Annotated in this window: 11 protein-coding genes and 1 pseudogene; 4 read left to right on the plus strand and 8 right to left on the minus strand. The window is 70.6% G+C overall.

Annotated features, from left to right (window positions below; genetic code table 11):
- The 6 genes and pseudogenes from AIIKEEIJ_RS06545 to AIIKEEIJ_RS06570 form a co-directional block, all read right to left on the minus strand.
- Window positions 1-398 (minus strand): annotated as a pseudogene (locus AIIKEEIJ_RS06545) (MCE family protein); the annotation flags it as partial.
- Window positions 395-1,255, minus strand: coding sequence for an ABC transporter permease (locus tag AIIKEEIJ_RS06550; RefSeq protein ID WP_161995241.1), 861 nt, complete (start codon window positions 1,253-1,255; stop codon window positions 395-397). The pseudogene AIIKEEIJ_RS06545 and the gene AIIKEEIJ_RS06550, both read right to left, overlap by 4 nt.
- On the minus strand, window positions 1,255-2,064 hold the full coding sequence (locus AIIKEEIJ_RS06555) for an MlaE family ABC transporter permease (RefSeq protein WP_029547144.1): 810 nt from the start codon (window positions 2,062-2,064) through the stop codon (window positions 1,255-1,257). Before AIIKEEIJ_RS06555 ends, AIIKEEIJ_RS06550 begins: the two co-directional genes overlap by 1 nt.
- Before the next feature lie 71 nt (window positions 2,065-2,135).
- Window positions 2,136-3,719, minus strand: coding sequence for a fatty-acid--CoA ligase FadD5 (fadD5, locus tag AIIKEEIJ_RS06560; protein ID WP_006947483.1), 1,584 nt, complete (start codon window positions 3,717-3,719; stop codon window positions 2,136-2,138).
- Between the two features lie 274 nt (window positions 3,720-3,993).
- Complete coding sequence (locus tag AIIKEEIJ_RS06565) at window positions 3,994-4,773, minus strand: enoyl-CoA hydratase-related protein (RefSeq protein ID WP_161995242.1); 780 nt, start codon at window positions 4,771-4,773, stop codon at window positions 3,994-3,996.
- The gene (locus tag AIIKEEIJ_RS06570) at window positions 4,770-5,753 is read right to left on the minus strand and encodes a nitronate monooxygenase (protein ID WP_161995243.1); all 984 of its coding nucleotides are present in this window, start codon (window positions 5,751-5,753) and stop codon (window positions 4,770-4,772) included. Before AIIKEEIJ_RS06570 ends, AIIKEEIJ_RS06565 begins: the two co-directional genes overlap by 4 nt.
- Before the next feature lie 247 nt (window positions 5,754-6,000).
- Between AIIKEEIJ_RS06570 and AIIKEEIJ_RS06575 the strand changes: the two genes are divergently transcribed.
- Genes AIIKEEIJ_RS06575 through AIIKEEIJ_RS06585 form a run of 3 tightly spaced genes read left to right on the plus strand, consistent with a single transcriptional unit; the run spans window position 6,001 to window position 8,875 of the window.
- Window positions 6,001-7,281 carry a TetR/AcrR family transcriptional regulator gene (locus AIIKEEIJ_RS06575; protein WP_072634058.1) on the plus strand — a complete coding sequence of 427 codons (1,281 nt, stop codon included), beginning with the start codon at window positions 6,001-6,003 and terminating at the stop codon, window positions 7,279-7,281.
- Window positions 7,278-8,396, plus strand: a complete 1,119-nt coding sequence (locus AIIKEEIJ_RS06580; protein ID WP_161995244.1) for a zinc-binding dehydrogenase — start codon at window positions 7,278-7,280, stop codon at window positions 8,394-8,396. Before AIIKEEIJ_RS06575 ends, AIIKEEIJ_RS06580 begins: the two co-directional genes overlap by 4 nt.
- A gap of 2 nt (window positions 8,397-8,398) precedes the next feature.
- Window positions 8,399-8,875, plus strand: a complete 477-nt coding sequence (locus AIIKEEIJ_RS06585; protein WP_006947474.1) for a DUF4334 domain-containing protein — start codon at window positions 8,399-8,401, stop codon at window positions 8,873-8,875.
- 109 nt (window positions 8,876-8,984) lie between these two features.
- Here AIIKEEIJ_RS06585 and AIIKEEIJ_RS06590 read toward each other — a convergent pair whose 3' ends face one another.
- Window positions 8,985-9,668: a GntR family transcriptional regulator gene (locus AIIKEEIJ_RS06590; protein ID WP_161995245.1), complete on the minus strand. Its 684-nt coding sequence runs from the start codon at window positions 9,666-9,668 to the stop codon at window positions 8,985-8,987.
- 4 nt (window positions 9,669-9,672) lie between these two features.
- A complete protein-coding gene (locus AIIKEEIJ_RS06595; RefSeq protein WP_006947471.1) occupies window positions 9,673-10,824 on the minus strand; it encodes an acyl-CoA dehydrogenase family protein in 1,152 nt (383 codons plus the stop codon).
- 130 nt (window positions 10,825-10,954) lie between these two features.
- Here AIIKEEIJ_RS06595 and AIIKEEIJ_RS06600 point away from each other — a divergent pair.
- A partial coding sequence (locus tag AIIKEEIJ_RS06600) for an aldehyde dehydrogenase family protein (protein WP_161995246.1) occupies window positions 10,955-12,050 on the plus strand: 1,096 nt, incomplete at its 3' end.

Consider the following 12,050-nt stretch of genomic DNA (forward strand, 5'->3'; position numbering starts at 1 on the left):
CGCGGCACGATCCGCACCCGCACTGCTGCCGGGATGTTCCGGATCGCGTCCGGGTCGAGCTGCATCGTGATACGCGAGCCGGTGACACCCGCGTCCAGGTGGGCGAGACGGCCGACGTGCACGCCCTGGTACTGCACACCCGCGGCACCGAAGATCACCCCGGCGCCGGCCGGGACGACGGCGGTGATCTCCGGATCCCTCGACAGCCCACCGGATCCGGAGACGACGAGCAGTCCGCCGGTGACGGTGAGCACCGCGACGGCGAGCGCACCGACGACGGCCAGCGTGCCGGTGCGCAGTCCGAGCCGGCGACTGCGGCGGGGCGCCGCGGACCGGGTCCGGCCGTTCGGCGGGATGCCCGTGCCGGACGGAGTCGTCCGGTCGCGTTGGGTCGTCACGCCAGCCCCACCCCCGGCACGGTGGGCACGAGACCCCACAACGCCAAGGTCAGGACCACGTCGGTGATGCCGATGGCCAGGATGCTGGTGCGCAGTGCGCGCCCGGCGGCCCGGCCGACGCCCTCCGGGCCGCCCGTGGCGTGGTAGCCGTACGAGCAGTGCACGATGCCGACGATCACCGCGAACACGACGGCCTTGGTCAGCGAGTACCACAGGTCGGCCGGGGAGAGCGCGAGGTGGAAGTAGTAGTCGTAGGTGCCGGCCGAGTTGCCCTGGAAGGTGACGACCACGAGGCGCGTCGCGACGAACGCGGACAGCAGGCCCACCATGTAGATCGGGACCACGCACACGGCCGTGGCGATGAGCCGGGTGCTGGCCAGGAAGGGCACCGACTTCACGGCCATGGCGTCGAGGGCGTCGATCTCGTCGGAGATCCGCATGGCGCCGAGCTGCGCGGTGAAGCCGGTGCCCACCTTCGCGGCCAGGGCGATGGACGCGACCACCGGCGCCAGTTCGCGGGTGTTGGCCAGAGCGGAGAGCATGCCCGACAGCGAGGTCATCCCGATCAGTTCGAGACCCCGCTGGGTTTCGACTCCGACCATCATCGCGGCGACGGCGGACATCGCGAACACGATGCCGATGGTGCCGCCCCCGGCGAGCAGGGAGGCGTAGCCGAAGCTGACCTCCCCCACGTGGTACATCACGTGCTTGAAGTAGCGGCGCAGCGCCGTGGGGACACCGGCGATCGCCTCGACCGCGAACACCACGTGCCGGCCCACCGTGGCGAACGCGCCGACGACCCCGGTCAGCGACCGATGGACGGCCCGGGCCTGTGTCACCGCCGAACAGGAGAGCATCAGTACGTCCCCACGGCCGGCACCATCACGGTGTACATCTGGGACAGAACGGTGTTGACGACGAACACCATGACGAATGCCAGCACGACCGCCTCGTTGACGGCGTCGGCCACGCCGCTGGGACCGCCCTTGGCGTGCAGGCCCTTGAACGCGGCGATCAGGGCGGAGGTGATCCCGAAGAACGCCGACTTGACCATCGCCGTCGCGAAATCCGACAACCGGCCGTATTCGCCCAGGGTGCGGAGGAATCCGCCGCCGGAGGCATCGTTGAGGTAGATCTCGTACAGATAGCAGGCGCCCACTCCGACGAGCGTGACGAGCGCGCAGAGCATCACCGACACCAGGACCGCGGCGAGCAGCCGCGGCACGACGAGGCGCTCGATGACGTTCAGCCCCATCACCTCCATCGCCTCGATCTCCTCGCGGATGGTGCGGGCGCCGAGATCGGCGCAGATCGCGGAGCCGCCCACGCCGGCCAGCATGAGGGCGCACACGAGTGCGGCCGCCTGTCCGACCACGACGAAGGCGACGATCGCGCCGGAGTAGGCGCCGGCTCCGAGCTGGCCCGCCAGGGATCCGACGGAGACCGCGATGAGCACCCCCACGGGCAGCATCAGCAGCAGGGCCGGACCGCTGCACACCTTGGCGATGAACAGCGACTGCGTGATCGTCTCGCGGAGCGAGAGGCGACGGCCGACGACGACGCGCACGGTCGTGGCGAGGGTCTCCACCGAGAACCCCACCAGCGCACCCACCTGGATCGCCAGGTCGTGCACCGGCCCCCTCGCCTTGGGCAGCTCGAACGTCACTCCCACACTCCCGTACGCGTCATCGCGGCGTCCCCAATACCCCGATGGAACCCCTTCGGCCCCTGCGGTCTTCAGCCCTGCACGACCGCCGACAGGCCGCCGCGCAGCTGGTGCTTGACGACCTTGCCGCTGGCGTTGCGCGGCAGGGCCTCGACGATCACGACCTCCTTCGGATGCTTGTAGCGCGCGAGCTGCGCGTCGAAGAACGGCTGCAACTCGTCGAGCGTGAGATCGTCGTGGCCGGGCCGCAACGCGATCACCGCGACCGGCACCTCGCCCCACTTCGCGTCCGGACGCCCGATCACGGCCGCCTCGAGGATCTTCGGATGCGAGAACAGCACGTTCTCGACCTCGGCGCAGTAGATGTTCTCACCCCCGGAGATGATCATGTCCTTCTTGCGGTCGACGACGTAGACGAATCCCTCCGCGTCGACGCGCACGAGGTCGCCGGAGTGGAACCAGCCGCCGTGGAACGCATCCGCCGTTGCAGCCGGGTTGTTCCAGTACTCGCTCATCATGGTGGGCCCGCGGTAGACGATCTCGCCGACCTGACCGGGCGCCACGTCGTTCATCTCGTCGTCGACGACGCGCGCCTGGATCGTCGGGATGACGCGGCCGACGGAACCGAGCTTGCGCAGCGCGTCCGCGCCGTCCAGCACGCAGGTGATGGGCGACATCTCGGTCTGGCCGAACACCGCGACGTTCGACGCGTCGGGGAACGTCTCGGCCATGGCGCGCAGGATGGTGTCGGACGACGGCGCCGCGCCCCAGGAAATGTTGGTCAGGGCCAGCTTCCGCGGATTCGCCTGCTGGGCGGCGCACACCGCCTGCCACTGCACCGGCACGAGGAACAGGTTGGTGACCTGCTCGGCCTCGAGGACGTCGAGCAGGTCGTTCGGGTCGAACGCCCCGACCGGATGGATCACGGTGGTAACGCCCAGCATCAGGTTGGGCGCCATCGCGCCGAGCGCGGCGATGTGGAACATCGGGGAGGCGCAGAACCCGACGCCGGACTCGTCGAACAGGTGGAACGCGCGGATGCACGTGAGCGCCTGCGCGGACATGTTGCTGTGGGAGAGCACCGCGCCCTTGGGCCGGCCCGTGGTGCCGGAGGTGTACATGATCAGGGCCGGGGTGTCGTCCGGGACGTCGACCGCCGGGTGGGGGTCGCCCGCCTCGGCGATCAGATCCTCGTAGGCGAGGCCGTCGCCCTCGGGGATGCCGCCGACGGTGACGGACAGTTCCAGGCCTTCGCTCTCCGCACGGGCCGCGGCGGCCAGCGGAGCGAGCGGCGCTTCCACGACGATCGCCTTGGATCCGCTGTCCCGCAGCAGGAATGCCACCTCGGGTGCGGTGAGGCGGAAGTTGACCGGGACGGCGATCGCACCGAGGGCGTTGGCGGCGAGCACGGTCTCGAGATACTCGGGGCGGTTGAGCATGAGGACGACGACCCGGTCGCCGAAACCGACGCCGCGCCGCGCGAGGGCGTCGGCGAGCCGCTCGACCCGCTCGTGCAACTCCGCCCACGTGATCGACCGGCCCTGGAACCGCAGCGCAGTGCGGTCCGGGATCATCAGAGCGTGCCGCGCGACGTGGTTGTTCCAGTTGTTGCGGCGCAGGCGCTGGGTCTCGGCGAGGGCTGACGGGGTGACCATGAGGGTTCCTCTCGGGGCGTGACGGGGGTGCCGACGGGACGCGATCCCGGTTCTCGATGTGAGGCACATTACAGGCATCGGCCACATTCGGCCACCACTTTGTTAATCGAAATTCTCATTCGATCTGACCGTCGATGCAGGGGCGGGTGCACGCAGCACGGGACCGCTCTCCGGCATGAATGTTACTGCTGCCCAGGGGTATAACAGAGATCATCGGCGCAGACCCGCCCCTCGGCGGCCCGGGCACCCGGGCCTGGAAGTATGCGAGCGATCGTCAGGAGAATCGGGGTGGGCGCTTCTCGAGCATGGCCATGGCCGCCTCGGCGAAGTCCGCCGAGGCGAGCAGCTCCGTCTGGCCGCTCTTCTCCCGTGCCAGCGCGTCGTCGAGCCGGCCGAGCGTCGCGGCGGCGAGGGCCCGCTTGGTCAGCGCGACGGCGCGCCGCGGCGTGGTCGCCGTCCGGGCCGCCACGGCGTCGACGTGCGCGGCGAACTCCGCGTCGGGCAGCGTGCGCGCGACGAGGCCGAACCGGTCGGCGTCCGCGGCCGAGACCCGCTCGCCGAGCAACGCCATCTCCGCGGCCCGCGCACGTCCGACCGCGGCAGGAACGAGCAGGCTCGCGCCGCCGTCGGGCATCAGCCCCATGTTCACGAACGACAGCAGGAAGTAGGCGCTCTCCGTGGCGTAGGTGAGGTCCGCCGCGACAGCCATCGACACACCCACCCCCGCGGCCGGGCCGTTGACGGCGGCGATCACCGGCACCGGAACCGTCGCGATGGATCGGATCACCGCGTTCGCGGCGTCCATGACCTCGGACGGGTCGGCCGGGTTCGTCGCCGCCGCAGCGATATCGGCTCCGGTACAGAACGCGCTCCCCTCGCCGGTGAGGACGACGGTGCGAACCCGGGGATCGGCGCCGGCCTGGTCCAGCGCGGCGCCGAGCGCCCGCATGGTCGGCAGGTCCACGGCGTTCATCCGCTTCGGCCGGTCGATGGTCAGACGCAGGATGCCGTCGGCGAGTTCCGACCGCAGCCCCTCGACGGTCGGCGTACTCATGCCCGGACCCCCTGTCCGACGAATCCGCGGAGCCGGTCCTCGATGATCGACTCCGCCTCGGTCACCATGCGGTCGACGAGTTCGGCCACGGTCGGGATGTCGTCGATCAGGCCCTGGCTCTGCCCGGCCGTCCAGATGCCCGCCTCGAGATCACCGTCCTCGAACACCTTCCGGCCACGCGCCCCGGCGACGAGGTGCGCGATGTCGCCGAACTCGGCTCCGCGCGATTCGATCTCGACGACCTCCACGCTGATCGAGTTCGCCGCCACGCGGGCGGTGTTGTGGAGGGTGCGGAAGATGAGCCTGGTGTCGCGTTCGGTGTTGGCGACGATCTGTTCCTTGACCGCGTGTGCGACGGGCGACTCGACGGTGCACATGAACCGGGTCCCCATGTTGATCCCGTCCGCGCCCAGGGCGAGCGCGGCGACGAGGCCGCGCGCGTCGGCGATGCCGCCCGAGGCGATCACCGGGATCTGCAGTTGCCGGGTGGCCGCGGGGATCAGGACGAGGCCGGGCACGTCGTCCTCGCCGGGATGACCGGCGCACTCGAACCCGTCGATGCTGACGGCGTCGACGCCGACCCGTTCCGCCTTGAGCGCGTGCCGCACGCTCGTGCACTTGTGGACGACCTTGACGCCGGCGTCCTTCAGGTGGGGCAGATGGTCGACCGGGTTGGAGCCGGCGGTCTCGACGATCTTGATGCCCGACTCGATGATGGCCTGCCGGTACTCGGCGTACGGCGGCGGGGTGATCGACGGCAGGATCGTCAGATTGACGCCGAAGGGCTTGTCGGTGAGCTCGCGGGTCCGGGCGATCTCCTTCACGAGGTCCTCGGGCGTCGGCTGGGTGAGCGCGGTCAGGAATCCCAGGGCGCCGGATTCGGCCACGGCGGCGACGAGCTCGGCGCGACCGACCCACATCATCCCGCCCTGGACGATGGGGTGCTCGACCCCGAATGCCTCGGTGAATCGGGTTCTCACTGGACCTCCTCGGATCCTGGACCTGCGCCGCGAGCGCAGGGGACGGACACGTCCGGCGCAGCGCCGGGTACCGCGATGACCTTAAGAATTCCCGTTAACTTTCGCGGGGTGCGGTCTGGTTTGTCAAGGGCTCTCCGCAGGCCTTTCCACGGAGCGGCCCGAGGGAATTCGCCGCCGCGGATATGGTGCTGGGCGCTAACGTTTGCGATAGGCTGCCGGGACCACGCCCGGCATGGATGGAGGTACGGTGGCGGAGCAGACCCGGACCGGTTCGCGGGCGACGCGGACACGGTCGACCGCCCGCACGTCGACCGAGGCGGCACCGGCTCCGCGACGGCGGCCGAAGAACCGCAAGGCACAGATCGCCGCGGTCGCGGCGGAAGCGTTCAGCGAACGCGGTTACCACGGCGTCGGGATCGACGAGATCGCCGCCGCGGTCGGCATTTCCGGCCCCGCCCTCTATCGGCACTTCCCCAACAAGTACGCGCTGTTCCGGGACGCCGCGCTGAGCCTGGGCACGACGCTCGGCACGGCCGTCGCCGAGGCGGACGAGGACGCGGTGGACGACCCCGCCGAGCGGCTCGACCGGCTGCTGCTCGCCGCGATCCGCACCACCGTCGAGTGCCGTCGCACCGCCGGGCTCTACCGGTGGGAGAACCGCTACCTGACGGCCGAGGACCGCAGCGAGGTCCGCAGCGTGATCTGGGGCGTCAACCGCCGTGTCGGCGCCGCCCTGGCCGCCCTGCGCCCGGACCTGCCGGAGCCGGACAACGTGTTGCTCAGCGCCGCCATGCTCAGCGTCGTCGGCAGCATCACCGCCCATCGGGCGCCGCTGTCCAACCGCCGGATCGAGCGGTTGCTGCTGGACGCGTGCCGGTCGGTGGCCGCGGTCCGGCTCGAGGCGGCCGGCCCGTCGCGCGCCGCGGCCGTCCGGACCCCCGGCCTCGCCGTCGCCAACAAACGCGAGGTGCTGCTGCACGAGGCGATCCTGCTGTTCCACGCCCGCGGGTACCACGACGTGAGCATCGAGGAGATCGGCGCCGCGGCCGGCATCAACGCCTCCGGGGTCTACCGGCACTTCGCGAGCAAGTCCGACCTGCTCGCCGCGGCCTTCCACCGGGCCGCGGACCGGCTCTCCGTCGCCGTGAACACCGCGCTGGCCGACTCCACGTCTCCGGCCGAGGCGCTGCGCGCCCTCACCGACGTGTACGTCCGGTTGTCCTTCGCCCAGAGCGAGCTGATGTCGGTGTACTTCACGGAGATCGGCAGCCTGCCCGCCGCCCACCGCACCGACCTGCGCAACATCCAGCGGCTCAACGTCGAGGAATGGGCCCGTCTGCTCGCCGACGTCCGGCCGGGCCTGTCCGCGGTCGAGTGCCGATTCCTGGTCCATGCCGCGCTGAACCTCGTGCTCGACATAGGCCGGCTGATGCACTTCGAACCCACCCCGTCCAACGAGAGCCGGGTGCAGCAACTGATGCTGGTCACCCTCCTCGGCAACAGCGCCCCGCGGGAGGCGAACTCGTGACGCACACGGCCACCGCGGCGGTACTGCGCGACTACGGGACGACGCCGCGGGCGGAGCCGATCGAGTTGCCGCCGCTGCGGCCCGACGAGGTCCTCGTCCGGATCGGTGGCGTCGGCATCTGCCACACCGATCTCACCGCCGCCGCCGGCGGGATCCCGATCCCGCTGCCGGCCGTCCTCGGGCACGAGGGTGCGGGCACCGTCGTCGAGATCGGTCCCGACGTCACCGATCTCGACGTCGGCGACCCGGTGGTGCTCGGATTCGACTCGTGCCGCACGTGCCGCAACTGCGCGCGCGGCCGGCCGGCCTACTGCACCCGCTTCGCCCCGCTCAACTACGGCGGCCGTCGCGCGGACGGCTCGACCACCCTGTGCGACTCGTCGGGGGCGCCTCTGCACGGGAACTGGTTCGGACAGTCGTCGTTCGCGTCCCTCGCGATCGCCACCGAACGCAACGCCGTGCGCCTGCCGGACGACGTTCCGCTCGTCCCGGCCGGACCGCTGGGCTGCGGGTTGCAGACCGGCGCCGGAGCGGTGCTGCGGGTCCTGCGGCCCGAACCCGGCTCGTCGATCGCCGTGTTCGGTCTCGGCGCGGTCGGCATGGCCGCCGTCATGGCCGCCCGGATCGCCGGGTGCGGCACCGTCGTCGGCGTCGACCCGAACCCGCGGCGGCACGCGCTCGCCCGCGAACTCGGTGCGACGGAGACACTGAACCCCGACGAGCACCCCGACCCCGGCCGGCGGATCCGCGAGATCACCGGTGGGGGCGTCGATCACGCCGTCGAAGCCGTCGGTACCGAAGCGGTGATCCGGCAGGCACTGGCCTCGCTCACGATCCCCGGCACCTGCGCCACGCTGGGACTGCGCGCCGGCCGGAATCCGGTCACCGTCGACCAGACGCATCTGCTCAACGGGCGCACCCTCACCGGGGTGATCGAGGGGGACGCCGACCCGCACGTGTTCCTCCCCGAACTCGTCCGCCTGTGGCAGCAGGGCTCGTTCCCGGTGGAGAAACTGATCCGCACCTTCCCGTTCGAACGATTCGACGAGGCGCTCGCCGCCGTCCGGGCCGGCGACGTCGTCAAGGCAGTACTCACCTTCGACCCTCAGGAGTGACCATGACCGTGGCCGACGAGCTGGCCGCACTGCGCAGCCGGACCGACGTGATCTCCCCGCGCGAACTCGACGCCCTGTGGACGCGTCTGGAGCCCGCCCGCCTCGGCGATCTCGTCGGATATCGCTGGCGCGGATTCAGTTTCGACACCGGCCACCGGACCCACACCCGCCTCGGCCGGGCCCGGTGGTACGGCAAGCAGTTCGCCGCCGCCGACGACGTGCAGCCGCTGCTGTGCTACGACGCGAACGGGGAACTCTTCTCCGACGTCGACACCGGGCGCGGCGAGGCGAGCCTGTGGGAGATCCGGTTCCGCGGCGAGGTCACCGCCACGATGGTCTACGACGGCATGCCCGTGTTCGACCACTTCAAGAAGGCCGACGACGACACGCTCGTCGGGGTCATGAACGGCAAGGGCAAGCTCGTCTTCGACGCGGGCGAACACTACTGGTTCGGCCTCGAACGCGACGTCGCGCTGTAGCGCCCGATCCTGTTGGCAGTGGCCGAATGTCACATCACTTCGGTCTGATCGAAGGAATGTGACATTCGGCCCTCACCACCACCGCAACCACCGCCACCCGGGGTGCGGGTCAGCTGCGAGGTGCGATCCGGTCCAGGGGGGCCAGCAACCGGGCCACCGCGTCGTCGAACTGCACCTCGGTCTGCGCGATCACCTCGGCGCGGTCCCCCCTGCGGAACGCGTCGATCAGCCGGGCGTGCGACGCGACAGCGAGCCGGCCCCAACCCGGATCCGCCGCGTAGAGCCGGTACGGGGTGTAGCGCGCCGCACAGTAGAGAAACCAGGCGAGCTTCGGACTGGCCGCGATCCGGTTCAGGTCCCGGTGGAACTCGAACTCCGCGTCGGCGATCCGCTGTGCCTCTCCGGACTCGACGGCCAGGCACAGCGCATCGTTCAGGGCGCTCAACCGCTCGAGGTCCGCGGGTTCCGCGGAGCGCAGCGCGCGCAGGGCCAGTTCCACCGCGATCTGCTTCTGCAGCCAGAAGATGTCGGCCACGTCGCCCCGGTCGAGCGGCGAGACGACGTAGCCGCGGTTGGGTACCGACTGCACCAAGCCCTCGCCGCGCAGCGTCAGCAGCGCCTCCCGGACCGGGGTGACGCTGACCCCGAGTTCGGCGGCGGTCTCGTCGAGCCGCACGAAGTCGCCGGGCCGCAGCGCACCGGAGATGATGAGTCCGCGCAGGTGGGTCGCGACCTCCTCGGAGAGCTGGGGCCGTCGCCGTAGTCCGCGCGACGCTCGGGCCGGTGCCGTCATCGGTCTACAGCCCGTAGCTCTTGCCGATGATGTCGCGCTGGATCTCGTTGGTGCCGCCGAAGATCGTCGACACGATCGTCCTGCGCACGTGGTGTTCCATGTCGAATTCGGTGGCGTACCCGTAGCCACCCATCATCTGCATGCCTTCGAGGGCGGTCTTCTTCGCCACCTCGGTGGCCTTGAGCTTGACCATGGACGCCTCGCGCGGAAACAGCGTGCCCGGGTTGGCATCGACGAGGCGCGCGACGCGGTACACCAGCAGCCGGGTCGCCTCGATCTCGGTGGCCAGGTCCGCGACCCGGTGACGGATCGCCTGGAACGTGCCGACCGGGCGGCCGAACTGCTTGCGTTCGGTGACGAACTGCAGGGCGTCGTCGAAGGCGCGCTGCGCGGTGCCGAGCATCATCGCGGCCAGGATGAGCCGCTCGGTGTTCAGCCCGGCCATCAGCTGGGTCCAGCCGTTGCCGACCTCGCCGACGACGGCGTCCTCCGGCAGGCGCACGTCGGTGAGGTAGAGGTCGTTGACCTCCTTGCCGCCCATGGTGTCGATGCCGCTGATCTTCAGGCCCGGCGTGCCGGCCGGCAGATGGAACATGGTCAGGCCCTGGTGCTTGGCGCCGCTGCGGTCGGTGCGGGCGACGAGCAGGATGTTGTCGGCGAAGTGCGCGTTGGAGCACCAGGTCTTCTGGCCGTTGATCAGCCAACCGTCGTCGACCTTCTCGGCGCGGCAGGTCAGGGAGCCGACGTCGGAACCGGCCTCGGGCTCGGACATGGAGATGGACTGGGACCGGCCCTCGACGATGCCCCCGAGCACGGTCTCCTTCTGCGCTTGCGTGCCGAACTTCTCGTAGGCGGCGCCGGTGATGAGGGTGGGGCCGATGCCGCCGATGGGGGCCATGCCGCGCGTGCTCTGCTCGAGCAGGATGCACAGGTCGACCGTGCTGCCGGCGGACCCGCCGAACTCCTCGGGGACGGTCACGCCGAGCCAGCCGAGGTCGGCCATCTTCCGGTACAGCTCCTGGCTGTGGCTGTGCGTGCCGTGGTCGGTGAGGGCGTCGCGCTGGGCGCGGGTGCCCACCTCACGGCGGCAGAAGTCGGCGACGGCCGCCGCGAAGTCCTGCTGCTCCGGAGTGAACTCGGTGAGGTTGGTGTGCATGGGATCGGCCTCCTGGCCTGGACAAGTAGTGGGGGGTTGTCGACGCCGGGCGCGCCGCCTAGTGTGAGATCCACGACAGTGAATCACATCAAATATATTTGATGCGACCCAGTGAAGGAAGCGTCACTCCATGACCCAGGACCTCAGCACCCCCGGCACGCCGTCGCCCGCTCCCCCGTCCGCCACGTTCACCAGCCTCGACCCGCGCGACGGTTCCGTCCTCGCGGAGTACCCGATCGCCGACGCCACCGACGTGGCCGCCGCCGTCGACCGCGCCCGGTCGGCCGCCCGCTGGTGGGCCGCCCAGGGCTTCCGCGGCCGCCGGGACTGGCTGCTCGAGTTCAAGAAGGCCGTCGCCGCCGACGCCGAGGCCCTCGCGGCCGTCGTCTCCGCCGAGACCGGCAAGCCGCGCGGCGACGCCTTCCTCGAGGTGATGCTCGCGATCGAGCACCTCGACTGGGCCGCCCGCAACGCCAAGAAGGTGCTGCGCCCCCGCAGGGTGCCGTCCGGCCTCGCCAGCGCCAACCAGCACGCCACCCTCGAGTACCAGCCGCTCGGCGTGATCGGCGTCATCGGGCCGTGGAACTACCCGGTCTACACCCCGATGGGCTCGATCTCCTACGCCCTCGCCGCCGGCAACGCCGTCGTGTTCAAGCCGTCCGAACTGACCCCGGGCGTGGGCAGGTGGCTCGAGCAGAAGTGGAACGCGCTCGCTCCCACGCAGCCGGTGTTCCAGGTGGTCACCGGCCTCGGCGAGACCGGCGCGGCACTCGCCCGCTCCGGTGTCGACAAGATCGCCTTCACCGGCTCCGGCGCCACCGCCCGCAAGGTCATGGCCGTGTGCGCCGAGACCCTCACCCCGCTCGTCGCCGAGTGCGGCGGCAAGGACGCGATGATCGTCGCCGAGGACGCCGACCTCGACAAGGCCGTGGAGATGGCCGCGTTCGGCGCGTTCGGGAATGCGGGCCAGACCTGCGCCGGCGTCGAACGCATCTACGTCGTCGAGCCGGTCTACCGGCAGTTCCTCGACAAGCTCACCGCCACGATCGAGCGGGTGCGCCCCGGCGGCACCGACGACGCCAGCTACGGCCCGATGACGCTGCCCCGGCAGATCGACATCGTGCGCGGCCAGATCGACGACGCCCTCGATCACGGCGCCGAGGCCGTCGTCGGCGGTCGCGAGTCGGTGCACGACCGCTACGTCGACCCGGTGATCCTCACCGACG

It is taken from the genome of Rhodococcus sp. YH1, from assembly GCF_009939605.1.
In the GTDB taxonomy this organism is placed as follows: Bacteria; Actinomycetota; Actinomycetes; order Mycobacteriales; family Mycobacteriaceae; genus Rhodococcus; species Rhodococcus aetherivorans.

Bases quoted from the DNA above. Each gene is read 5' to 3' on its own strand.
- AIIKEEIJ_RS06550 (WP_161995241.1), bottom strand. From the start codon at position 1,255: ATGCTCTCCTGTTCGGCGGTGACACAGGCCCGGGCCGTCCATCGGTCG.
- AIIKEEIJ_RS06595 (WP_006947471.1), bottom strand. From the start codon at position 10,824: ATGCACACCAACCTCACCGAGTTCACTCCGGAGCAGCAGGACTTCGCG.
- AIIKEEIJ_RS06565 (WP_161995242.1), bottom strand. From the start codon at position 4,773: ATGAGTACGCCGACCGTCGAGGGGCTGCGGTCGGAACTCGCCGACGGC.
- AIIKEEIJ_RS06590 (WP_161995245.1), bottom strand. From the start codon at position 9,668: ATGACGGCACCGGCCCGAGCGTCGCGCGGACTACGGCGACGGCCCCAG.
- AIIKEEIJ_RS06585 (WP_006947474.1), top strand. From the start codon at position 8,399: ATGACCGTGGCCGACGAGCTGGCCGCACTGCGCAGCCGGACCGACGTG.
- fadD5 (WP_006947483.1), bottom strand. From the start codon at position 3,719: ATGGTCACCCCGTCAGCCCTCGCCGAGACCCAGCGCCTGCGCCGCAAC.